28 protein-coding genes and 1 pseudogene are annotated in these 21,907 nt (G+C 47.8%); 22 read left to right on the top strand and 7 right to left on the bottom strand.

What is annotated here, in order from left to right; translation table 11 throughout:
• Nucleotides 1-19: 19 nt before the first annotated feature.
• From obgE to pheA, 3 genes are all read left to right on the top strand, one after another.
• Nucleotides 20-1,306, top strand: coding sequence for a GTPase ObgE (gene obgE / locus V7126_RS04620; RefSeq protein ID WP_046132075.1), 1,287 nt, complete (start codon nt 20-22; stop codon nt 1,304-1,306).
• 76 nt (nt 1,307-1,382) lie between these two features.
• A complete protein-coding gene (locus tag V7126_RS04615) occupies nt 1,383-1,826 on the top strand; it encodes an ACT domain-containing protein (protein WP_175075657.1) in 444 nt (147 codons plus the stop codon).
• A 26-nt stretch (nt 1,827-1,852) separates the two neighbouring features.
• Nucleotides 1,853-2,704, top strand: coding sequence for a prephenate dehydratase (gene pheA, locus V7126_RS04610; protein WP_046132151.1), 852 nt, complete (start codon nt 1,853-1,855; stop codon nt 2,702-2,704).
• Between the two features lie 43 nt (nt 2,705-2,747).
• Here the strand turns inward: pheA and V7126_RS04605 are convergent, their stop codons facing one another.
• Nucleotides 2,748-3,290, bottom strand: a complete 543-nt coding sequence (locus V7126_RS04605) for a transcription repressor NadR (protein ID WP_046132077.1) — start codon at nt 3,288-3,290, stop codon at nt 2,748-2,750.
• Nucleotides 3,259-4,438 (bottom strand): annotated as a pseudogene (locus V7126_RS04600) (IscS subfamily cysteine desulfurase). The gene V7126_RS04605 and the pseudogene V7126_RS04600 overlap by 32 nt, the downstream one beginning before the upstream one ends.
• A gap of 95 nt (nt 4,439-4,533) precedes the next feature.
• Here V7126_RS04600 and nadB point away from each other — a divergent pair.
• The 7 genes from nadB (at nt 4,534) to V7126_RS04565 (ending at nt 11,422) form a co-directional block, all read left to right on the top strand.
• Entirely contained in the window at nt 4,534-6,108 is a 1,575-nt protein-coding gene (gene nadB / locus V7126_RS04595; protein WP_175075655.1) for an L-aspartate oxidase, read from the top strand.
• Complete coding sequence (gene nadC, locus V7126_RS04590) at nt 6,089-6,955, top strand: carboxylating nicotinate-nucleotide diphosphorylase (protein WP_175075654.1); 867 nt, start codon at nt 6,089-6,091, stop codon at nt 6,953-6,955. Before nadB ends, nadC begins: the two co-directional genes overlap by 20 nt.
• Nucleotides 6,943-8,055, top strand: coding sequence for a quinolinate synthase NadA (gene nadA, locus V7126_RS04585; protein WP_175075653.1), 1,113 nt, complete (start codon nt 6,943-6,945; stop codon nt 8,053-8,055). Before nadC ends, nadA begins: the two co-directional genes overlap by 13 nt.
• A 113-nt stretch (nt 8,056-8,168) precedes the next feature.
• Complete coding sequence (safA, locus tag V7126_RS04580) at nt 8,169-9,317, top strand: SafA/ExsA family spore coat assembly protein (RefSeq protein ID WP_175075652.1); 1,149 nt, start codon at nt 8,169-8,171, stop codon at nt 9,315-9,317.
• A 177-nt stretch (nt 9,318-9,494) separates the two neighbouring features.
• On the top strand, nt 9,495-10,118 hold the full coding sequence (locus V7126_RS04575; protein WP_175075651.1) for a YhcN/YlaJ family sporulation lipoprotein: 624 nt from the start codon (nt 9,495-9,497) through the stop codon (nt 10,116-10,118).
• Nucleotides 10,119-10,235: 117 nt separating this feature from the next.
• On the top strand, nt 10,236-10,958 hold the full coding sequence (locus V7126_RS04570) for a YebC/PmpR family DNA-binding transcriptional regulator (RefSeq protein WP_175075650.1): 723 nt from the start codon (nt 10,236-10,238) through the stop codon (nt 10,956-10,958).
• Between the two features lie 146 nt (nt 10,959-11,104).
• Complete coding sequence (locus V7126_RS04565) at nt 11,105-11,422, top strand: hypothetical protein (protein WP_175075649.1); 318 nt, start codon at nt 11,105-11,107, stop codon at nt 11,420-11,422.
• A gap of 96 nt (nt 11,423-11,518) precedes the next feature.
• On the opposite strand, the gene V7126_RS04560 is transcribed toward V7126_RS04565, so the two are convergent.
• Complete coding sequence (locus tag V7126_RS04560) at nt 11,519-11,698, bottom strand: hypothetical protein (RefSeq protein WP_046132152.1); 180 nt, start codon at nt 11,696-11,698, stop codon at nt 11,519-11,521.
• 58 nt (nt 11,699-11,756) lie between these two features.
• Between V7126_RS04560 and V7126_RS04555 the strand changes: the two genes are divergently transcribed.
• From V7126_RS04555 to V7126_RS04540, 4 genes are all read left to right on the top strand, one after another.
• Entirely contained in the window at nt 11,757-11,969 is a 213-nt protein-coding gene (locus V7126_RS04555) for a hypothetical protein (protein ID WP_216899096.1), read from the top strand.
• Between the two features lie 154 nt (nt 11,970-12,123).
• Entirely contained in the window at nt 12,124-12,834 is a 711-nt protein-coding gene (locus tag V7126_RS04550; RefSeq protein WP_175075648.1) for a poly-gamma-glutamate hydrolase family protein, read from the top strand.
• 80 nt (nt 12,835-12,914) lie between these two features.
• Nucleotides 12,915-13,379, top strand: a complete 465-nt coding sequence (locus V7126_RS04545) for a DinB family protein (RefSeq protein WP_046132088.1) — start codon at nt 12,915-12,917, stop codon at nt 13,377-13,379.
• An 82-nt stretch (nt 13,380-13,461) separates the two neighbouring features.
• Nucleotides 13,462-13,641: a small acid-soluble spore protein H gene (locus tag V7126_RS04540; protein ID WP_046132089.1), complete on the top strand. Its 180-nt coding sequence runs from the start codon at nt 13,462-13,464 to the stop codon at nt 13,639-13,641.
• A 129-nt stretch (nt 13,642-13,770) separates the two neighbouring features.
• Here the strand turns inward: V7126_RS04540 and V7126_RS04535 are convergent, their stop codons facing one another.
• Both V7126_RS04535 and V7126_RS04530 read right to left on the bottom strand, forming a co-directional pair.
• Nucleotides 13,771-13,899: a hypothetical protein gene (locus tag V7126_RS04535; protein WP_272901826.1), complete on the bottom strand. Its 129-nt coding sequence runs from the start codon at nt 13,897-13,899 to the stop codon at nt 13,771-13,773.
• Between the two features lie 65 nt (nt 13,900-13,964).
• Nucleotides 13,965-14,612, bottom strand: a complete 648-nt coding sequence (locus tag V7126_RS04530; protein ID WP_175075647.1) for a phosphotransferase — start codon at nt 14,610-14,612, stop codon at nt 13,965-13,967.
• Nucleotides 14,613-14,870: 258 nt separating this feature from the next.
• Between V7126_RS04530 and V7126_RS04525 the strand changes: the two genes are divergently transcribed.
• The 7 genes from V7126_RS04525 (at nt 14,871) to yajC (ending at nt 19,901) form a co-directional block, all read left to right on the top strand.
• Nucleotides 14,871-15,407: a BofC C-terminal domain-containing protein gene (locus V7126_RS04525; protein WP_046132091.1), complete on the top strand. Its 537-nt coding sequence runs from the start codon at nt 14,871-14,873 to the stop codon at nt 15,405-15,407.
• Between the two features lie 133 nt (nt 15,408-15,540).
• A complete protein-coding gene (ruvA, locus tag V7126_RS04520; protein WP_046132092.1) occupies nt 15,541-16,146 on the top strand; it encodes a Holliday junction branch migration protein RuvA in 606 nt (201 codons plus the stop codon).
• A gap of 10 nt (nt 16,147-16,156) precedes the next feature.
• A complete protein-coding gene (gene ruvB, locus V7126_RS04515; protein ID WP_046132093.1) occupies nt 16,157-17,158 on the top strand; it encodes a Holliday junction branch migration DNA helicase RuvB in 1,002 nt (333 codons plus the stop codon).
• Nucleotides 17,155-17,355: a DUF2905 domain-containing protein gene (locus tag V7126_RS04510; protein WP_046132094.1), complete on the top strand. Its 201-nt coding sequence runs from the start codon at nt 17,155-17,157 to the stop codon at nt 17,353-17,355. The genes ruvB and V7126_RS04510 overlap by 4 nt, the downstream gene beginning before the upstream one ends.
• A gap of 32 nt (nt 17,356-17,387) precedes the next feature.
• A complete protein-coding gene (gene queA / locus V7126_RS04505) occupies nt 17,388-18,416 on the top strand; it encodes a tRNA preQ1(34) S-adenosylmethionine ribosyltransferase-isomerase QueA (protein WP_046132095.1) in 1,029 nt (342 codons plus the stop codon).
• A 27-nt stretch (nt 18,417-18,443) separates the two neighbouring features.
• Nucleotides 18,444-19,589 carry a tRNA guanosine(34) transglycosylase Tgt gene (gene tgt, locus V7126_RS04500; RefSeq protein ID WP_046132096.1) on the top strand — a complete coding sequence of 382 codons (1,146 nt, stop codon included), beginning with the start codon at nt 18,444-18,446 and terminating at the stop codon, nt 19,587-19,589.
• Between the two features lie 51 nt (nt 19,590-19,640).
• The gene (gene yajC / locus V7126_RS04495) at nt 19,641-19,901 is read left to right on the top strand and encodes a preprotein translocase subunit YajC (RefSeq protein ID WP_046132097.1); all 261 of its coding nucleotides are present in this window, start codon (nt 19,641-19,643) and stop codon (nt 19,899-19,901) included.
• Between the two features lie 79 nt (nt 19,902-19,980).
• On the opposite strand, the gene V7126_RS04490 is transcribed toward yajC, so the two are convergent.
• Nucleotides 19,981-20,364, bottom strand: a complete 384-nt coding sequence (locus V7126_RS04490; protein WP_046132098.1) for a TIGR04086 family membrane protein — start codon at nt 20,362-20,364, stop codon at nt 19,981-19,983.
• Nucleotides 20,365-20,519: 155 nt separating this feature from the next.
• On the opposite strand from V7126_RS04490, the gene V7126_RS04485 reads away from it, so the two are divergent.
• Nucleotides 20,520-21,170 (top strand): DUF421 domain-containing protein, encoded by a 651-nt coding sequence (locus tag V7126_RS04485; protein WP_175075646.1) that lies wholly within the window; start codon nt 20,520-20,522, stop codon nt 21,168-21,170.
• Between the two features lie 5 nt (nt 21,171-21,175).
• Here V7126_RS04485 and V7126_RS04480 read toward each other — a convergent pair.
• A partial coding sequence (locus V7126_RS04480; RefSeq protein WP_335496959.1) for an MATE family efflux transporter occupies nt 21,176-21,907 on the bottom strand: 732 nt, incomplete at its 5' end.

Genomic DNA, 21,907 nt, shown 5'->3' with positions numbered 1-21,907 from the left:
GAATAGAACGGAGGACATTATGTTTGTTGATCAGGTAAAAGTATATGTTAAAGGCGGAGACGGAGGCAACGGAATGGTTGCGTTCCGCCGCGAAAAGTATGTGCCGAAAGGAGGCCCTGCGGGGGGAGACGGCGGAAAAGGCGGAGACGTCGTGTTTAAAGTCGACGAAGGTCTCAGCACGCTGATGGATTTTCGCTATCAGAGGCATTTCAAGGCTGCCCGCGGAGAGCATGGCATGTCCAAAAACCAGCACGGCAGAAATGCGGAGGATATGGTTGTCAAAGTTCCGCCGGGCACCGTTGTCATTGATGATGATACGAAACAGGTGATCGCCGATTTGACGGAACACGGACAGGAAGCCGTCATTGCCAAAGGCGGCCGAGGAGGCCGCGGCAACACACGGTTTGCGACACCGGCAAATCCGGCGCCGCAGCTTTCGGAAAACGGCGAACCGGGCAAAGAACGCTACGTCGTTCTTGAATTAAAGGTGTTGGCCGATGTCGGGCTTGTCGGCTTTCCGAGCGTCGGAAAGTCAACGCTTTTGTCTGTCGTTTCTTCAGCCAAGCCGAAAATCGCCGATTATCACTTTACGACGCTTGCTCCGAACCTCGGCATGGTGGAAACCGATGACGGCCGCAGCTTTGTGATGGCTGACCTTCCGGGGCTCATTGAAGGCGCTCATGAAGGAGTCGGCCTTGGCCATCAGTTCTTGAGACATATCGAGAGAACGCGTGTCATCGTTCATGTGATTGACATGTCAGGCCTTGAAGGGCGCGATCCTTACGAGGATTATGTGACAATCAACAAGGAGCTTGAGCAGTACAATCTCAGGCTGACAGAACGGCCGCAGATTATCGTCGCCAATAAGATGGATATGCCTGAGGCGGAAGAAAACCTGAAGGCTTTTAAAGAAAAACTCACAGACGATCACCCCGTTTTCCCGATCAGCGCCGTTACAAGACAGGGATTGAGAGATCTGCTGTTTGAGATCGCCAATCGTTTGGAAACAACGCCGGAATTCCCGCTGTATGACGAGGAAGAACTGACAGAAAACAGGGTCATGTACAAATTGGAAGACGAAGAGGCGCCGTTCGAAATTACCCGTGATTCTGACGGAACCTTCGTCCTGAGCGGAGCCAAGCTCGAACGCTTATTTAAAATGACAGATTTCTCAAGGGACGAGTCCGTCAAGCGGTTTGCGAGACAGCTTCGCGGCATGGGCGTTGATGATGCATTGCGCGCACGCGGGGCAAAAGACGGGGATACGATACGTTTGCTTGAATTTGAATTTGAATTCATTGATTGATCGTGCCGGAGAGTTTGCGATGCAAACTCTCCGACATTCATTAGGATACAGGGTTTTTAAAAGGAGAGAAGAGCCATTGAAAGAGGAGACCTTTTATCTTGTCAGGGAAGACGTGCTGCCCGAAGCCATGCGGAAAACGCTCGAGGTCAAAAAGCTGATCGAACGGAAGAAAGCTGAGTCTGTAGCAGAAGCCGTCCAAAAAGTTGATTTAAGCAGGAGCGCTTTTTACAAGTACAGAGATGCGGTTTTTCCTTTTTATACAATGGTCAAAGAACAAATCATCACACTTTTTTTCCATTTGGAAGACCGTTCGGGAACATTATCGCATCTGCTGCAGGTTGTGGCTGATTCAGGGTGCAACGTGCTGTCGATTCACCAGACCATCCCCCTTCAAGGAAGAGCCAATGTTACATTATCGCTCAGCACGAGGGGGATGGCTGAAAATGTTGATTTGCTTATGAACAAATTAAGAAAGCTGGAATTCGTAGAAAAGGTCGAAATACTAGGTTCAGGCGCTTAAGGGAGAGAAGTGTATATACCATGAACATGAAAGTCGGTTATTTAGGTCCAGAAGCAACATTTACCCATTTGGCCGTGTGCTCTTGTTTTGCAGAGGCCAAACAGCAAGCATATAATACGATACCTGCCTGTATGGACGCAGCCATGAGCGGTGAAATCGATCTTGCCGTTGTTCCGCTGGAAAACGCGATCGAAGGATCGGTGAACATGACGATCGATTATTTAATCCATGAACAGCCTCTTTATATTGTCGGGGAAATCACGGCGCCGATCCGCCAGCATTTGCTGGTGCACCCTTCAAGAAAAGAAGAATGGACGAACATCGAGAAAATCTATTCACATTCACACGCGATTGCGCAATGCCACAAGTTTTTGCACCGCCAGTTTGATTCGGTTCCTTTCGAATACGCGACTTCAACGGGAGCCGCGGCAAAATACGTGAGCGAGAACCCGGATAAAAACATCGCGGTGATCGCCAATGAAATGGCGGCGAAAACGTATCGATTAGACATTGTAAAGAGGGACATCCACGACTACGAATATAATCATACGAGATTTGTGATGCTCCATCCGGATCAGCATGCTTCCGTTCAAGTCAATCCGGAATTAACATCAAGGCCGAAGACGACTTTGATGGTGACCCTTCCTTCGGACAGATCAGGGGCGCTTCATCAAGTACTGTCCGCTTTCGCTTGGAGAAATTTGAATCTTTCTAAAATTGAATCCAGGCCGACAAAAACAGGATTGGGAAATTACTTTTTTATCATTGATATCGAAATGGCGCTAGACGACGTCCTTATCCCAGGTGCCGCTGCAGAGCTCGAAGCATTGGGCTGCAAAGTGAAGGTGCTCGGGACGTACAATGCCTATGCCTTATAATGAAAAGGTCCTTGTGCCATCAGGCAAAGGGACCTTTTTTCGTTTATTCTTGAATTAAGATGCCGGCTTTCTTCAGCGCATCGCAAGCCTGTTCGATTTTCTCTTCGCCGTCTGCCTCCAGCGTGTGAAGGTGTATGCCGTTTGTCAGCTGTGACAAGTATGCGGCGTTTGTCGAAGAAATTTTTTTCACGAAATCTGCGACTTCCTTTCTCGTACTGACCCTGATGGATGCTGTCAGATCGCCATACACGGGATGCTCGATCGTAACATCCTTTACCGTCACCCCAAAATCGACGATCATGTTCAGTTCTTCTTCCGTTTTGCCGGGGTCGTGGTCGCAGGCGATGATGCGTTTGACCGGCTGTTTGTCAGAGGCTTGCGCCCGCAAATACATATATCCTTGACTCGTTGCAATAATCGGTTCATTTTTTGCTTTTAATAAGGATATATCCTGTACGATCACCTGTCTTGAAACAGAAGCTTTTTTCGCCAGCTCGCTGCCCGTCAGAGGTTTCTCAGATTCTTTAAGCCATGCGAGCAGGTGTTTTCGCCGCTCAGCTCCCGTAAGTTTTAATCCGTCTGTCAATCCGATGGTCTCCTTTCTCATGTTTTCATCTTTTCAAATACGTCCAGCAGTTTATCTACGTGCTCTTTTGTCGTCTCATATCCGAACGAAATTCGAATAAAGCGAAGGGCCTGCTCCTTTGGAACGCGGAGAGCCTTCATCGTGTTTGACGGCTCTTGATGGCCCGCGGAACACGCGCTTCCCGTTGAAATGCAAATGCCGCGCCTGTTACATTCCAGCATAACATATTGTCCTTCAAAGGAATGAAAAAAACAACCTAAAATATGCGGAAGCACTTTGTGACCGGCCGAATCGGAGACGGCGAGGGAGACGGGAAGGCATCGTTCCTGCAAGCGCCTCAAAAAATAGCCGCGAAGCTTTTGGTGTTTTTCAAAAACGGCGTCCATCCTGCCGGCCGTCTTTTCAGCCGCCGTAATAAATGCGCCGATTCCGGGCACATTGACGGTTCCGCTGCGAAAACCGTCCTCATGCAGAGTTCCGGGATAAACCGGCTTCCAGCCCACGCTCGGCCGAATATAAACTGCGCCGATTCCTTTAGGGCCGTATACTTTATGGCTTGAAACCGATAAAGCATCCACACCGAGTTCTTCAACGTTTACCGGGATTTTGGCAAACGTCTGAACGGCATCGCTGTGCAGGAGAACGCCCCGTTTATGCAAAAAGGAGGACAATTCAGCGAGCGGCTGGATGATTCCTGTTTCTGAATTGGCATGCTGTATCGAGACAAGCCCTGTGTCAGGACGGAGGTGCCGTTCCAATATATCGGCCGTGATCACCCCGTTTGCGTCAGGCTTCATCGTGCTGACTTCGTATCCGAGCGCGGTCAGATGCCGCTTTAAAATATGCATGGACTGATGCTCCATTTCTGTCATGATAAAATGGCGTTTTCCTGAAGGCAGACCGTTCAATATCGAATGGACGGCCAACATATTCGATTCGGTGCCGCCGCTCGTAAAATAAATGCCTTCAGCCTTGCCTGAGATGATCTCTGCCAGCTTAGCCCGGCAGTAATGCAACACGCTTTCCGCTTTTCCGCCGGCGTCATGGAGGCTGCTTGAATTTCCGTAAACCTCTCTGCTCAATTGTTCAAACGCTTGCAGGGCATCGCTTAAGACAGGGGTTGTCGCTGCATAGTCAAGGTATATCATGATTATCGTCTCCATTATAAAAAATGCTTGAGTTTATTTTATCTATGTGTAAATATAGGTGTCAAGACACATGTAAATTTACGGGAGGAATCATCATGTCTTCTCAGACCATTGTTGTGGTCGGCGCCGGAGCGGCTGCGCTGTCGTTTGCTGCCGCGATGCCGCCTTCATATGAAGTCATCGTCATCACCAAAAGCTCGGTGCATGACAGCAATTCGATGCTCGCCCAAGGCGGTATTGCCGCCTCTGTACTGCCGCAGGACTCAACTGCGGCGCACGCTGAGGATACATTGTACGCCGGAGGCGGCCACAATCATATTGAAACAGTCAATGATGCTATCGTAGACGGACGCAGATTCGTGATGGAGCTGATCAGCCAAGCCTTTCCTTTTGACAAGGACCCAAACGGGCGGCTTCAGCTCGGCAGGGAGGGGGCCCACTCGGCCAGCCGGATTTTGCATGCCGGCGGAGACGCGACGGGACGGATGCTTGTCCGGCATCTCATCAGCCGGCTTCATTCGAATGTCATCCTGAAGGAATACGAAGCCGCTTGTGAGCTATGGATCGATAACGGCCGCTGTGCAGGCGTCTGGACAAAAGATCAGGCGGGCTCGGTGCGTCTCAGGAAGGCGGATCATGTGGTGCTGGCGGCCGGAGGGTGCGGAAACCTTTTTCAAATGCACACGAACAACCGCTCAGTGACAAGCGACGGCCTTTCATTGGCATACCGGGCCGGAGCCTGCCTGACCGATTTGGAATTTGTCCAATTTCACCCTACGCTGCTCGCGAAAAACGGGCGAGCGTACGGACTGGTTTCAGAGGCCGTCCGCGGAGAGGGGGCCGTCCTGATTGATGAAAACGGCCATAGGATCATGGAAGGTGTACATCCGTTAAAGGATTTGGCGCCCCGCGACATCGTAGCGCGTGCGATTCATGATTACCAGAAGCAGGGAAGCCGCGTATTTTTGGATATCCGCGAAATTACGGACTTTCATCAGCGGTTTCCGACAGTCACTACTCTTTGCGATCAAGCGGGAATCTCATTTGAAGAGGGCCGGCTTCCCGTATCGCCCGGCATGCATTTTTTAATGGGCGGCATATCTGTGAACAGGTGGGGGGAAACGTCAGTGCCGCACCTTTATGCCATCGGAGAAGCGGCGTGCACCGGTTTTCACGGCGCCAACCGGCTGGCGAGCAATTCTCTTCTGGAATGCCTCGTTTTCGGAAAAAGAGCGGCAGAACGCATCCAAACCGAAACGACTGGAACGTCTCTCAGCGCAAAACGGCCAAGCTTGAAAGAGATTGCATTTGCCGTGCCTGAATGCAGCCTTGAAGACATCCGTAAAAACATGACCGATCATGTTTCGATTATCAGAACGGCGGATGAACTGAAGAAGGTGAAAAAATGGTTTGAAGAGATGCCGGTTCAGATGATAAATGTGAAAGAAATCACAGAGGAAGCGCTTGAATTGGCCCATTTGTGGCAGACGGCCAGATTGATGACAGATTCCGCCTTGCTGCGGACGGAAAGCAGAGGCGGGCATTTTCGCTCTGATTTTCCTTTTCGGGATGATGCGGGATGGAAAGGCAAACAGATCGTTCATTCAAAAGGAAGCATAACGATAAGACAAAACGAAGGGATTGTGAACAATGCAGCAGCTCACGCTTAATCGCATGCTCGAACAATTTTTCAAAGAAGACGTCGCCTGGGGAGATCTCACGTCCCAGGCCATTTTTGCCGAAGATCAGGAATGCGAGGCTTTCATTTCTGCGAAGGAAAACGGCTTGTTTGCAGGGGCGATGGTTGTAAAGGAAGGCTTTGGACTGATCGATAGCAAAATCGCCGTCGACATCGATAAAAATGACGGTGATCCCGTTGAAAAAGGGGAAGTAATCGCCAGGCTCAAAGGACCGGCAGCCTCGCTTTTGACAGGCGAGCGGGTCGTTTTAAACCTCATTCAGCGAATGTCAGGCATCGCCACGCTGACAAAGCAGTCGGTCTCGCGTTTAAATGACCCTGAGATCAGAATATGTGACACGAGAAAGACGACTCCCGGGCTCCGCATGCTTGAAAAACACGCCGTCAAAACGGGCGGCGGCGCAAATCACCGCTTTGGACTCGACGGAGGGGTCATGATCAAAGACAACCATATCGCCGCCTGCGGCTCGATCCGAAAAGCCGTCGAAAAAGCGAGGGCAGCCTGCGGGCCCATGATCAAGATCGAAGTGGAAATCGAGTCAGAGAAAGAGCTCGCCGAGGCGATCGAAGCTGAAGCGGATATCATTATGTTTGACAACTGTTCTCCGGAGACGGTTCGGAAATTTGCGGACATGACGCCTCCGGGCATTATAACGGAAGCATCGGGCGGCATTACGTTCGAAAATTTGCCGTTTTACAGGGGGACAGGAGTTGACTACATATCACTGGGTTATTTGACGCATTCAGCGAAAGCCCTTGATATCAGCCTGAATGTCAATTTAAAGAAAATGGGAGAGATAACAAAATGTCGATTTTAAACATGATGAACAACATGAACGAAAAGATGATGATGCCCGGCTCTTATAAAGAGCTGCCTGAAGAGGAAATGAAGAAGAGAATTTTGCATATCAAAGAGAAATACGGAGAAAAGCTGTTTATCCCTGGCCATCACTATCAAAAAGATGAAGTCATCCAATTTGCGGACGCCACAGGGGATTCATTGCAGCTCGCACAAGTGGCGCAGCACAACAACAAAGCGGAATATATTGCGTTTTGCGGGGTGCATTTTATGGCAGAAACCGCAGACATGCTGACGGAAAACAATCAGGTCGTCGTTTTGCCAGATATGAGAGCCGGCTGTTCAATGGCCGATATGGCCAACATGCAGCAAACAAACAAGGCATGGGAAAAGCTGACGGACATCTTCGGGGAGACGGTCATTCCGCTGACATATGTGAATTCGACGGCTGAAATTAAAGCTTTTACCGGAAGAAACGGGGGAGCTGCAGTCACATCATCGAACGCCAAACATATACTGAGATGGGCGCTTACACAAAAGGAGCGGATTTTATTTCTTCCGGATCAGCATCTGGGGCGCAATACGGCATATGATCTCGGCATTCCCCTCAGCCGGATGGCAGTTTGGGATCCAATTGAAGAAAAGCTGCTGTACAAAGGGGATGTGCAGGAGATAAAGGTTATTTTGTGGAGGGGGCATTGTTCAGTCCACGAAAAATTTACCGTGGATAATATTAAAAACGTAAAAGAACGCGATCCCGCCATCAATGTCATTGTTCATCCCGAATGTACGCACGAAGTCGTGATGCAGAGCGATTTCAGCGGTTCTACGAAATACATCATCGACACCATCAACAAGGCTGAACCGGGGAGCAAGTGGGCGATTGGAACAGAGATGAACCTTGTACAGAGAATCATCAGCGAGCATCCTGACAAACAAATCGAATCTCTCAATCCGGACATGTGCCCGTGCTTGACGATGAACAGAATCGACATGCCGCATCTGCTGTGGTCATTAGAGCAAATCGATAAAGGCGAACCTGTAGGTGTAATAAAAGTTGAAGAAGACATCGCAAAAGATGCCGTCAGCGCTCTCAACAGGATGCTAAGCATCAGCTGACGCCGAAGAACAAGTTTTTATCATAACCCCTTCTATTTCCGCATAAATTTGTGAGGAAACATATTTGTTATTCTAATGCGTTCGTTCACGTTTTTGCATAGGAGGGGAAAACGTTGAAAATTCATATTGTCCAAAAGGGCGACTCCCTGGAAAAAATTGCAGAAAGATACGAAGTAGACTTTCAGGAACTGAAGAAATTAAATTCTCAACTGAGCAACCCGGATCTGATCATGCCCGGAATGAAAATAAAAGTACCGTCTGGAGGAGTGCCGGTCAAAAAAGAAGAAGAACAGCTCAATATGCGTAAGGAATTGCCTAAAAAGAAGGAATTGCCGAAAAAGGAGCTTCCCAAAAAGGAACTTCCAAAAATGGAGCACCCATTTGCACAAGAAAAGCCTAAAGAAAAAGTGGAAATCGAAGACGTAAAGATGAAAGAAAAGCCTTCAATCCCGTACGTTCCGCCTGTCCCCAATCTGGGGCAGCCAGGTTTGCCGGAAGGCGATATTTCCAATCTTTATCAAAATGTAAACCAGCTCCATCAGCCGTTTGTACCTCCAAAACCTTATGAACATCAAGAGAAAGAGTCAAACATGTATTTTCCATGGACAAATGAGGAGGAGAGTAAAATGGAAAACGTCAACTATCCAAACGTTCCGAACCCTCAGCACGCAGGAGCGGCAGCTGAGGAACCCCCTGCATATCACGGGATGCCGAACGTAGCATCAGCCGGATATTATCATCATCCGCACTACTTTCACCACTATCCGTATTATCCGGGTTGCTTGATTCCGGTTTCACCGGTATTGCCGGGTTCTGGTTTGTGCCATCCGTGGTATCCTGCCCACATGCATTATATGCCTTATCCGCATCATGGCTATGTATCTCCGGCAGAATATGGAGGCGGAGAAAACGTCGGACACGACAATGCCGGCCATCATCACACCCACCATCATCAGCCCATGACGGCTCCGGCCTACATGCCGTCTTACGGAGCTTATCCGGGTCAAACGTACCCTTCATTTGCGCCGCCGAATGTCGGACACACGGGTGACCCGAACATTGCGCACGCCGGTGAAGAAGACTGCGGATGCGGACCGGGGCAATATTCGGGAGGCATTCCGACAGGCTACCCAGGCGGCATGCCATTCGGACAAATGCCCGGACAAATGCCGCAAATGGGTGCACCTTACGGAACAGGAGCATACGGACAGCAGCCGGCTGGAGGGCAAATGTTTGGAAGACCGGAAGAGGATGAAGACTGATTTCATTCGGGACGATGATATATCGTTCCTTTTTTAATGTTGTCTTTCCTTTAAGCGCTTCATACCAAAAAGAGCATATTGTCTATAACTGTCAAGGGTAACTCCCGGCATCCCGCACATCCTAAAAATGAGCGTCATGCTCAAAAATTAAAGCGGTTTTCACGGGGGGTTCAACCATTGGATAATAAGCTGAAAGTGTTCTCTAGTATCTTGCTTTTAACGGCGGGTCTTTCAGCATGCGGTTATAACAATGCCATGGATACGAGAAACAATACGCGCACGGTCGGATACTATTCAAACGATCCGGAGCGTGATGCCGGTTACGATCAAGACGGTCCTGTAACCGACATGATGGAAAATATGAACGGCCGAAACGGCACAACGAACGTATCGTATAACAATCGCATTCCGACCGGAGATGGAACCTACAGCAGGGGAGACATGAATTATCACAACCATTTGGTAAATGCGGCCAACACCGGATATAACACGCCGAAAAACCGCGCCATCTCACGGAACATCACCGAACGTGTCAATAAAATGGACGATATTAACGAAAGCCAGGCGGTTGTAACAGACCAAACGGTCATTATCGCCGTGCGGGCCAACAAAAGGCTGACGAATGATGATAAAAATCAAATCAGAAAAACGGCTAAAGACTTTGCCGGCAATCGTACCGTTCAAATCACAGCCGATGATGGTACATTCACCAGACTTCGGGAAATGAATAACAATTTCCAAAACGTATGGAACCGCGGGGACACCACGAACGAGCATTTGAACCGCCTGCGGAACCAGTGACAGACAAAATGCCGGGCTCAGACGTCCCGGCATTTTTCCCGTTTTCTTTACAAAACCGGGCAAAAACGTTTAAAGTGATACATAGAGACGACACAATTTGTTTGGAGGTAGAAAGACATGGCTGGCCATTCTAAATGGAAAAACATTCAGAAACGAAAAAATGCCCAAGATGCAAAACGGGGCAAAATTTTCATGAAGCTTGCCAAAGAAATCTATGTTGCGGCAAGAGGGGGCGGATCTGATCCGGAATCCAACGCAAGCCTGCGTCTCGCAATTGATAAAGCCAAAGGGGCAAACATGCCGAATGACAACATTGACCGTGCGATCAAAAAGGCGGCCGGAAACCAGGACGGCAGCCACTATGAGGAAATTACCTATGAAGGCTACGGCCCTTCCGGTGTCGCTGTAATGGTCAAATGTTTAACAGATAACAAAAACCGTACGGCGACAAACGTCAGAACCGCTTTCAGCAAAAACGGCGGCAGCCTAGGAGAGACGGGCTGCGTTTCTTACATGTTCAATCGAAAAGGATATATTGCCATCGAGCGTGAGGAACTTGATACAGATGAAGATGAATTCATGCTCGAAGCCATTGATATAGGCGCTGATGAGCTTGAAACGAGCGATGAACTGTTTGAAATATATACAGAACCGGAGCAATTTGAGGAGATCAAAAAGGAATTGGAAAACCGCGGGTATCAGCCTGTGACAGCTGAAATCACAATGGTCCCGGAGACGTATGCCGAAATTGATGAACCGGTTCAGGAAAAAATCGAAAAACTCGTTGATGCGCTTGAAGATGATGATGATGTCCAGGAAGTGTATACCAACGTTCATTAAATAAAAAGGACGCTTTAATGAAAGGGCGTCCTTTTCCTATGTTTTTAACCATTTCAAAACCGCTCCCGAACAGCAGCGGAGACAAGATTGGTTTTGGATCATATATTATGAGGGAGATTGGCATAAAGGGAAAGGAGGGTGTATAAATGGCTGAAAATTTCCAAAATGACATCCCGGCTGTTAATGTAGAGCAATTGAATGCACAAACGGCCCAAATCCTTGAGCAGGTCAACAATATGATCTCTGGCTTTGGCCAGTCCATTTCTGACTTGGTTCAGCAGAACGGCAATGTCGATTTAAGCAATGTCGACTGGACAAACAATCAAAACTTAGAGCTGAACCAATCCATTCAAAACCTTGTCAACGATTATATCCAAAGTATCAACAGTCTGAATTCCCAGCTGAACGGAACGCTCGGTCAAGCCATTGACGGAACGATTGTACAGAAAAATAACGACGAATAGGAAATCGTTGGCTTGGGTTTGTCGGCAAAGCTGATATAGCATTGCCGGCATTTTTTATAGATGAACGGCTGCGGAGACATCCGCAGCTTTTTTGTATTAAATGCTTTTTTTCATGCCGCAGCGTCTGCATTCCCGCAAGAATTGCCCGTTTTTTACTGAGCTTTTGAAGAGCGTGTAATCACAATTGTCACAGCGGCCGTGACGGACATCAGGATACTGATTGTAGTCGTAAACTATTGTCAAATCATACCCTTTTGTTTCAAATTCTGATTCTATCATATTTTTCACCTGCGCTTTTATAATCAGCTAATAGGATAACAGAAGGAGATGAAAAATGAAATATACTTTGCCGTTAAACATGACCGCGATTCGTCGCTTTTTTATCAAACCGTATACCCCGTTTGCAGAAATCGGGCTCAGATTCACGGAGAATGCGGCGTCAGAAAACAACGGAGTTGGCCGGGATATTTTCTTATCGGATTTTCCTCATAACAATTATCCATCTTTCAAACTACTGAAAAAGAATTGTTTTAATAAAAATATTTAAATTTTTATTTTTTATCGAACTTATTCATAATTGAATGAGCAATATGTAAAGCGTAAAATAACTGTGTCACAAAAAAGTCAAAAAACATATAACAGGCAGGCATGGAGGACATGCCCTTATACTTGTAAGATAAGCTGTAAAAGGGGAAGAAAACATGAAGAAGAAAGTGTTCATCTATTTGGCGATCGCTGCTGTGATGATAAATGGCGTCTGCAGATGGGTGGAGAAAACGTCCAGAGAGGAATTTCAGCGCCAGGCAGGGGACAGGTATGCCAATTTCGAGGAACTAAAAGCGCATGAAAAAAACAATTATAGCATCGACTATCATGAAGAAGCCGGTAGCGATTGTCTCATTTTTTCTCCCCACGGAGGAAGGATTGAAGGCGGGGTCAGCGAGCTTGTCCGCGCGTTTAACAACGATTTCTCAACATATTTATTTGAAGGGAAAAAAGATGAGAACAATTCAAATTTGCACCTGACGAGCACAAATTTTGATGAGCCGCTGGCCATGCAAAAAATAAAAGAATATCGCTACACGATCGCGTTTCACGGATATTCGGGAGACCGGCCGCATACTTTGGTCGGAGGCACGGACAGAAGGCTGGCGAAAGCCATCGTCAGATCGCTCGAAAAATCAGATTTTTCTGCCGAACTGGTGGAAAAGGACGGAAAATTCGCCGGAACGCACCCTGAGAATATCAACAATGAAAGCCAAAGCGGGTTGAGCGTGCAGCTGGAAATCAGCACCGCGCAGCGCAAAGAATTTTTCGGGAATTTTTCCTATAAAAAAAGAGCAGAAACAAAAACGCGGACGTTTTATCGATACGTCCGTGCGGTTCGAAAAGTATTGGAAGACAAATGTTAAGGCTCAAGCTTAATTTATTCCTGAGGAAAAACATGTTATTCTATGATTGATCTGCCACATCAAAAAGGGGGAATTCGAAAATGACGCGCAAAAACAGCATCATTAAGGAATTTTTATCACACCGTACAGTGACGGAAGAATTGATTCAAAAAATCGACGAAAAACATCTGGACTACAAACCGACTGAAACATCAATGTCTGCGAAAGAATTGGCTGTTCATATTCTCGATTCTTTCTATAAGTTTGCTTTGACGGCTAAGGAAGGGAACCCGGCCGCGTTTAAACAAAAGGCGGAAGAGGCGGACGGAAGCCTTGCCGAGCTTGCGAAAACGTATACCGAGAAAACGAACAAGCTGCTCGAATCTTTTACTGATGAGGACTTGGACCGTGAAATCGATCTGACGACGACATTCGGCATGAAAGTGACAGCTGAACAGCTTATTCAATTTGCGATCGGCCATGAGATCCACCACAAAGGCAACCTGTTCGTCTATGTCCGTGAAATGGGGCATACAGACCTGCCGTTATACGTCAAAATCCGCTGATCTCTCAAAAAACGCAGTCATAAAGAATACGATAGCGGCGCGGTGAGCACATTATGGATAAAACCTAAAGGAGGATGCCATGATGAATACACAGCGCGCCCAGGAAATCGTAGAATCGCCGGTGATGGTCGACGTCACCTACAACGGCCGGCCGATTTATATTCAGCATGTCGATCAGCAGAATGAAACCGCGAGAATTTATCCGCTCGGCCAGCCTGAAAACGAACAGGAAGTGCCGCTGGCGAGCCTAAAAGAGCAGTAAAAAAATCCCCTTCGTTCCGAAGGGGATTTTCTTTTGCCGTTAAAAGCGGGTCCGCTTCAATCAAATTCGAGTATGAATTTTAGACTCAGCCATATGAAAAAACACTCGAATAGCGCGAGTGTTTTTTCGTTAATTGATGATTTTGATGATCCCTTTGAAAGCCCATCTCAGCAAATAAAACAAAGGCTCGATCAGGTCTGCGAAAGGAAAAAAATCCCACTTATCATGCTTTTGTTTACGCTTTTTCTTATTCTCCAATTTCGCTTCTCCTTTCATAAAAAGGCATACGGCTGAAGCGCCGGATGGGTTTCACTTCTTTTGCTTTATGAAAGAAATTTATTTTTTCTGGCGGTCCATTGTTTTTGCAGCCAGCTTCGTTTGTAAAGAAAAGCGATCATTTCCATCCAGCATTTTGGGAGTTTTTGCGGGAATCCGTTTTTTTTATAAAAGATTTGATAAGCTGTTTTTAAGTCATCCCACTGTGTGCATTGTTTCGTTTGCGTAAATCTGGCGACATCGATGACCTTTACTTGTCCTGACGGCGTCAAGATCAGATTGCGGAGGTGAATGTCAGACGGATTTAATCCGGCCAGACGCGCATCGTGTAAAGCGCGGTCGACTTCCATCACCATTTCATCATCGATAGGAATGCCTTGATGTAAACACTCATAAAACGTATGGCCCTTAATATACTCCATTAAAATATATGAGCGGCCCGTTTCATAAATATCCGGATAATAGGAAGACCCTGACAGCCTTTTGTATATCTCCGCTTCTTTTTCGGCGGTTTTTTGAAATTCGGGGAAAAAGACCTTCAGCGCCATCTCTTTTCCCTGATCATTCAATTTAAAAACATAAGCGCTTCTTCCTTTCCCGATTAGTGTTATGTCATCAGGTTTTTGGACAAGCTTGTTAAATCTTTTTTTCGTGTCATATACGACGGCTTCTGCAAGGGTTTGCGCTTTCGTCACGTTACGTTCACCTTCTTTTTTTAGGGGCTCAAAAAAGAAAACTCTATATTGTTGTTTATACATGAGAATGGGCGACTTTGCATCCTAAATGCTTGAAATCAAGATGATTCACTGGAAAAGTAACAATTGTAAACAGCCTGTAAAATAATTCTCCGCTGCCTCATGCGCATTTTATTATAAACTGCAGAAAGCGGTTAAATTCCAAACGCGTTGGTCAAACTATGGGTAAATTCGTGAAGGCAAAAAGAAGGTGATGTAATGAACAGCCGGAAAACGAGGAAGAAAATCGGTTTTATTCTTGGCGGTTTGTCTCTTGCTGTCGTTTTTACCTTTCAGCATAAAGCTTCGGCAAACGATCCGGCCGCGGATCAAAAAGTTCATATCCAGTTTGAAAAAGTGTATTTGGACGGCGATGTAGGCATCGAAAATCGAGAAGAAACCATCGGCAAAGCGGAGGATGTGAAAGCCGCGTACAAAGGATGGCGGCTTGTTGACCAAAAAAAGGGCTTTATCCTGCTTCGCAAGCAAGTCGATGACATCTCCCCGCTCAGCAAAACGAACGGTTACATCGGCGTGACAGAAGAAGGCGTCATTTCGACGTTTCACGGACGTCCTGACGTTTTATCAGAGCCGATACAATCCTTTTTTCAGATTGATATAAAACGGCTTGAAAGCCGCATGGCTGAGGATCTTCAAAAAGGCATTCCATATCGGACGAAAAAGGAATTCGAGCACGTCATTGAGGCTGTGAAATCGTCCGGGAGCGAGCATCATGTAAAGGATATGAAGACATGACACCGTTATGTCTTTTTTTAAGTGATTAGAATAACCGAACTTCTTCCGTCTTAGCGAACATATGTTAACTTTTTCATTCTAGCTTTGCCTGTTTTATGTTACAATGAAGAGCAGTCAAAGAGGTGAATGAACGTTGATCGAATTTGTCAAGGGGACCGTTGCGTACGTATCTCCCCAATATATCGTTATTGAAAACGGCGGAATCGGATACCAGATCTTTGCGCCGAATCCGTTTATTTATAAAGAAAACAACGAAGAAACGATTTATACATATCATTACATCAGGGAAGACGCGTCTTCTCTGTACGGGTTTTCAACAAGGGAAGAAAGAATGCTGTTTGCAAAGCTGCTTGATGTCACGGGAATCGGCCCTAAAGGAGCGCTTGCTATCCTTGCTTCCGGCGATCCCGGGGCAGTCATTGAAGCGATTGAAAATGAGGATGAAGCCTTTCTCGTCAAATTCCCCGGTGTCGGAAAGAAAACAGCGAGACAGATCATTCTCGATCTAAAAGGGAAATTGGCGGACGTCGCCCCGGCGATGGCGGCAAGCCTGTTCAATCATGTGGAGCGGGAACAGGCGCATGAAGCCGCAACCGCCCTTGAGGAAGCGCTCGAAGCGTTAAGCGCGCTCGGCTACTCCGACCGCGAGATTAAAAAAGTGCAGCCTCACCTGAAAAAAGAAGAGGCGCTTTCGACAGATCAATATGTCAAAAAAGCACTGCAAAAACTATTAAAGTAAGGTGATGTTCATGGATGAGCGGCTCGTATCAAGTGAACTAGACAACCATGAATCAGCGATTGAGCAAAGTTTGCGGCCGCAAAAACTGGCTCAGTACATCGGCCAGGAAAAGGTCAAAGATAACCTCAGAATCTTCATCGAAGCTGCGAAAATGAGGGAGGAGACGCTGGACCATGTCCTGCTGTACGGACCACCCGGACTGGGGAAAACGACGCTTGCCGCAATCATCGCAAACGAAATGGGAGTGAACATCCGCACGACATCGGGACCCGCGATCGAACGCCCCGGCGATTTGGCGGCGATCCTGACGGCGCTTGAACCTGGCGATGTCTTATTCATTGACGAAATCCACCGGCTGCATCGTTCGATAGAAGAAGTTCTGTATCCGGCAATGGAAGATTTCTGTCTTGATATCGTCATCGGAAAAGGGCCGTCCGCCCGTTCTGTCAGGCTCGACCTTCCGCCTTTTACGCTCGTCGGCGCGACCACAAGGGTGGGGCTATTGACAGCGCCTCTCAGAGACAGGTTCGGCGTTTTGTCAAGGCTTGAGTATTATACGCAAGACGAGCTGTCAGACATCGTCGAGAGAACGGCGGAACTGTTCGGAGTCGACATCGACCCCCTATCCGCCCGGGAGATCGCAAGGCGGTCAAGGGGGACGCCGCGGATTGCCAACAGGCTCTTAAGAAGGGTCAGGGATTTTGCCCAGGTCCTCGGCAACAGCTCCATAACGGAAGAGGTGGCGGTTGACGCGCTTGAGCGCCTTCAAGTTGACAGGCTCGGACTCGACCACATCGACCGCAAGCTTTTAATGGGCATGATCGAAAAATTTGGCGGCGGTCCTGTAGGCATCGATACGATCTCAGCCACGATCGGGGAGGAATCCCATACGATTGAAGATGTGTATGAGCCGTATCTTCTTCAAATCGGTTTCATCCAAAGGACTCCGCGGGGACGCATCGTGACGCCTGACGTTTACACCCATTTTAAAATGGAGGTTCCAAAGACATGACTGACTTTCCAAAAATGCTGATGCTGCTTGGCGCTGCCATTTTTGCCGTCGGTTTATTCATGCAAGTCATCGGCAAACTGCCGGGGGATATTTTTGTAAAAAAAGGGAATGTGACGTTTTTCTTTCCAGTTGTCACATGTATTGTCATCAGCATCATCCTGTCCGTATTGTTCTCGATCTTCGGACGGATGAAGTGAGGCATAAGTACAGATAGAATAAGGTGAAAAAAATGAAAGTAGATTTGTTTGATTTTGACCTGCCGGAGCGTCTCATCGCCCAGGTTCCACTAAAAGAGCGGGACGCTTCGCGGCTGATGGTCCTTGACAAAAAAACGGGGGACATTACCCACAGTACTTTTAAGCACATCATCGATTTTTTGAACCCGGGCGATTTACTCGTGCTGAACGATACGAGGGTTCTGCCTGCGCGCCTGTTCGGCATCAAAGAAGAAACGGGTGCCAAGGTTGAAGTCCTGCTGCTAAAGCAGGAGGAAGGCGACGTGTGGGAGACGCTTGTCAAACCCGCCAAGCGGGTAAAAAAGGGCACAGTCCTGACGTTCGGCGACGGCCGTCTGACGGCGGTCTGCAAGGAAGAGCTCGATCACGGAGGAAGAAAAATCGAGTTCCGCTATGAAGGGATTTTTTACGAAGTGCTTGATTCGCTCGGGGAAATGCCGCTACCTCCTTACATTAAAGAACAGCTCGATGATAAGGAGCGCTACCAAACGGTGTACTCCAAGAAACAAGGTTCTGCTGCTGCGCCGACGGCCGGTCTGCATTTTACGGAAGAGATTTTAAAAGCGCTCGAGGAAAAAGGCGTGCAGATTGCGTTTATCACGCTTCACGTCGGACTCGGGACATTCAGGCCCGTCAGTGCGGAAAATGTGGAAGAGCATGATATGCATGCGGAGTTTTATGAAATGACGGAAGAAACGGCCGCGATCTTAAACCGTGTCAAAGAGGACGGGGGACGGATTATTTCCGTCGGTACGACATCGACGAGAACCCTTGAAACGATCGCATCTGAGAATGACGGGCGCTTCAAGGAAGCAAGAGGCTGGACGTCCATCTTTATTTATCCGGGATATACGTTTAAGGCAATAGACGGGATGATTACGAACTTCCACCTTCCAAAATCGTCCCTTATCATGCTTGTCAGCGCGCTTGCGGGCAGGGAGCACATCCTTTCCGCTTACAGAACGGCCGTTGAACACGAATACCGCTTCTTCAGCTTTGGAGATGCCATGTTGATTCAATAAATTTCAAAAGATTGGAGGGCTCATATTTTGTCGCAGCAACCGATACGCTATGAGTTCATAAAAGCATGCAAACAAACAGGAGCCAGGCTGGGGAAAGTGCATACCCCCCACGGCTCATTCGAAACGCCGGCATTCATGCCGGTAGGAACGCTAGCCACCGTGAAAACGATGTCGCCCGAAGAACTGAAAGAAATGGGCGCCGGCATTATTTTAAGCAACACGTACCACCTGTGGCTGAGGCCGGGACATGAGATCGTCAAAGAAGCGGGCGGCCTTCACAAGTTTATGAATTGGGACCGCGCCATTCTGACCGATTCCGGGGGCTTCCAGGTGTTTTCATTGAGCGAATTCCGCAAAATTGAAGAGGAAGGCGTTCATTTCCGCAATCATTTAAACGGGGATAAGCTGTTTTTATCTCCGGAGAAAGCGATGGAGATTCAGAACGCCCTCGGCTCCGATATCATGATGGCTTTTGACGAATGCCCGCCTTATCCGGCAGAATACGATTATATGAAAAAGTCGGTTGAACGGACGAGCCGCTGGGCGGAACGGTGCCTTGCCGCTCATAAACGGCCTGGCGACCAAGGGCTGTTCGGAATCGTTCAGGGCGGCGAATATGAAAATTTAAGAAAACAAAGTGCAAAAGACTTGATTTCCCTTGATTTCCCGGGCTATGCTATAGGTGGACTATCCGTCGGCGAACCAAAGGATGTCATGAACCGCGTATTGGAGTTTACGACGCCTCTGCTTCCTGCGGACAAACCGAGGTATTTGATGGGAGTAGGCTCGCCTGATTCTCTTATTGACGGCGCCATACGCGGCGTTGATATGTTTGACTGTGTGCTGCCGACGAGAATCGCGCGAAACGGAACGCTCATGACGAGCGAAGGGCGGCTCGTCGTCAAAAATGCCAAGTATGAAAGGGATTTCAGACCGATTGACGAACATTGCGACTGCTATACGTGCCGCAATTATTCGCGGGCGTACATCAGGCATTTGATCCGCTGCAATGAAACGTTTGGAATTCGTTTAACTTCTTATCATAATCTTTATTTTCTGTTAAAATTAATGGGGCAAGTGAGAGATGCCATTCGTGAAGATCGTTTAGGTGATTTCCGTGAAGAGTTCTTTGAGCGGTACGGATTTAATAAACCGAATGCTAAAAGTTTCTAGCCACATAAACGAGGTAAGCGATCAAACCAATTGAAAGGGGTGAAAAAAATAATGGAGATGCTTGGGACATTACTTCCGATTATTTTAATGTTTGCGGTTCTTTATTTCCTGTTGATCCGCCCTCAGCAAAAGCAGCAGAAAGCTGTCCGTCAAATGCAGGAGGAGCTGAAAAAAGGGGATAAGGTCGTAACGATCGGCGGCCTGCACGGTATCGTCGATTCGCTTGACGAAGACAAAGTTGTGATCAAAACCGGCGATGGTACCCGCCTGACATTCGACCGCCGCGCAATCAGAGAGGCGGCAGCCGAATAGGGAACGATAAGCCTGCTTATACATAAGCAAAAGCGAGGGAGCGGAAATTCATCCGCTCCCTCGCTTTTTCTCAGCCTCCCTAGGCGCGGCTCCCGTGAAGATTGACCCCGAATATCCCGCCCAGCGCGCTGACGCCCATGAATCCGGCATGGTACAGCACCTGCTTGACATTGAAAGCCTCGCCGAATCCCAAATATTGAAACAAAAGCACCGTAAGCGAGAAACAAAGGGCTGTCAACGCCCCGATCAGCCATCCTTTTTCCTTTGCTTTCCCTCCCGAAATAAAGCCGCCGATGAACAACGTAATAAAAGATATGGCGGTAATGAACCAGCTGAATGAGCTTTCCGTTAATGATGTTAATGTTAGTAAAAGAGATACTACAAGGCTTCCCGCAAACATGAGCGCAAACATCACGACTAAGCTGTACAGAATCCCTTTGCCTACTTGTTTTGGCTCGTTCATCACATACCTCCTTTCTGGAAATGGATGGGCTCGTCTTTTTAAATGTATTCCGGCCGGTCCCGAAATAGACTAAGTCCTTCCCTGCTTTTTGTACATAAAAGCACGTTTTTAACAAACGCTATGACATAAAGATTCAGAAAAAGGAGGCGGCCGTCTTGGAAGAGGTCATCACTCTTGTATTTCGGACGATCTTTTTGTATGTCCTCATTCTCGTCCTGTTCCGCTTAATGGGAAAAAGAGAAATAGGAGAGCTGAGCATACTGGATCTCGTCGTGTTCATCATGATGGCCGAAATTGCCGTTTTGGCCATTGAAAAAATCGACGACAACATTTTTCATACGATTGTGCCGATCCTTGTATTGACACTGATTCAAGTATTTTTTTCATACTTGTCGCTGAAAAGCCAAAAAATCCGCCATCTTCTCGATGGAAAACCGACGATTATCATCGACCGCGGAAAGATTGACGAACGGGCGATGAGAAGCCAGCGCTATAACTTCGACGACCTCTTGACACAGCTGAGAGAAAAGAACATCGAGCGGATTGCGGATGTAGCATATGCGATATTGGAGCCGACCGGCGAGCTTTCGGTGTTTACAAAAGACCGTACAGACAGCCGGATTGAACTGCCGCTTATTGTTGACGGAATCGTTCAACATGAACATTTGGAACAGATCGGGAAAGATCGCAGATGGCTTGAGCGAATGCTCGAAAAAAAGGGGTACCGCAGCCTTTCCGGCATTTCTTTCTGCACGTATCACAACGGCTCTTTTTTTATTGACCTTAAAGATGAACACAAACCGTAAACAAGCTACGAAATCCAGCGGCCGAACGGAGGAAACCGCTGGATTTCCTCTTTTTTGATAAGCCTGAACGCGATCAATAGGAACATATACAGAAAGCTCGAAAGCATGACACAAAAGAGAAGACGCACCGGTTCGGACTGCTCAAGGAAAAGGTGCTGTTTCATCCACAAGCTCAACCATCCGGATAGGAAAATGACGGCAAACGACATCATGTATTCCTTCAGATTGATGCTGATGGGGAGGACTTTGCTGACCGTCGCCGCATGCAGAAGCGTAACGAGGATCATGCCGGTGACGATTGCCAGTGCAGCCCCCATGATGCCGAGCGAAGGCCGTGAAGCAAGCACGAAAATCAGCCCCGTTTTGACGACCGCCCCGACCAGGCTGTTCATCATCGCCGCACCGGCCAAATTTAACGCCTGCAAAACGGCCTGGAGAGGCCCTTGGAAGTAATAAAATAAAAAGAACGGAGCCATGACTTTGACATAGATGGATGCGTTTGCCGATCCATACATGACGCTGACAAGCTCATCCGCATATGAAAACAAGATCACGACCGAAATTCCCCCGCTTAACATACAAAGCCTCATCGCCTGTTCGAGCCGGTATTCGACGATGTGCATTTTTTTCTGTTCAATCCCTTCGCTGATGGCGGGAACGAGCGCCGTTGACAACGAATACGTGATAAAGCTCGGAAGGGTGAGCAGCGTCAAGGCGAATCCCGTCAGCTCCCCGTA

The organism is Bacillus sp. JJ675 (assembly GCF_036963165.1).
In the GTDB taxonomy this organism is placed as follows: Bacteria; Bacillota; Bacilli; order Bacillales; family Bacillaceae; genus Bacillus; species Bacillus glycinifermentans.
Note: the sequence above shows the minus strand (reverse complement) of the source record. Positions and strands in the feature narration are given on the sequence as shown.

Coding starts and splice junctions, on each gene's coding strand:
- V7126_RS04565 (WP_175075649.1), top strand. CDS start 11,105: ATGGCTGAAAATTTCCAAAATGACATCCCGGCTGTTAATGTAGAGCAA.
- V7126_RS04490 (WP_046132098.1), bottom strand. CDS start 20,364: ATGAACGAGCCAAAACAAGTAGGCAAAGGGATTCTGTACAGCTTAGTC.
- V7126_RS04570 (WP_175075650.1), top strand. CDS start 10,236: ATGGCTGGCCATTCTAAATGGAAAAACATTCAGAAACGAAAAAATGCC.
- V7126_RS04550 (WP_175075648.1), top strand. CDS start 12,124: ATGAAGAAGAAAGTGTTCATCTATTTGGCGATCGCTGCTGTGATGATA.
- nadA (WP_175075653.1), top strand. CDS start 6,943: ATGTCGATTTTAAACATGATGAACAACATGAACGAAAAGATGATGATG.
- ruvB (WP_046132093.1), top strand. CDS start 16,157: ATGGATGAGCGGCTCGTATCAAGTGAACTAGACAACCATGAATCAGCG.
- V7126_RS04525 (WP_046132091.1), top strand. CDS start 14,871: ATGAACAGCCGGAAAACGAGGAAGAAAATCGGTTTTATTCTTGGCGGT.
- queA (WP_046132095.1), top strand. CDS start 17,388: ATGAAAGTAGATTTGTTTGATTTTGACCTGCCGGAGCGTCTCATCGCC.
- V7126_RS04540 (WP_046132089.1), top strand. CDS start 13,462: ATGAATACACAGCGCGCCCAGGAAATCGTAGAATCGCCGGTGATGGTC.
- obgE (WP_046132075.1), top strand. CDS start 20: ATGTTTGTTGATCAGGTAAAAGTATATGTTAAAGGCGGAGACGGAGGC.
- nadC (WP_175075654.1), top strand. CDS start 6,089: ATGCAGCAGCTCACGCTTAATCGCATGCTCGAACAATTTTTCAAAGAA.
- pheA (WP_046132151.1), top strand. CDS start 1,853: ATGAAAGTCGGTTATTTAGGTCCAGAAGCAACATTTACCCATTTGGCC.
- yajC (WP_046132097.1), top strand. CDS start 19,641: ATGGAGATGCTTGGGACATTACTTCCGATTATTTTAATGTTTGCGGTT.
- V7126_RS04510 (WP_046132094.1), top strand. CDS start 17,155: ATGACTGACTTTCCAAAAATGCTGATGCTGCTTGGCGCTGCCATTTTT.
- V7126_RS04545 (WP_046132088.1), top strand. CDS start 12,915: ATGACGCGCAAAAACAGCATCATTAAGGAATTTTTATCACACCGTACA.
- nadB (WP_175075655.1), top strand. CDS start 4,534: ATGTCTTCTCAGACCATTGTTGTGGTCGGCGCCGGAGCGGCTGCGCTG.
- V7126_RS04555 (WP_216899096.1), top strand. CDS start 11,757: ATGAAATATACTTTGCCGTTAAACATGACCGCGATTCGTCGCTTTTTT.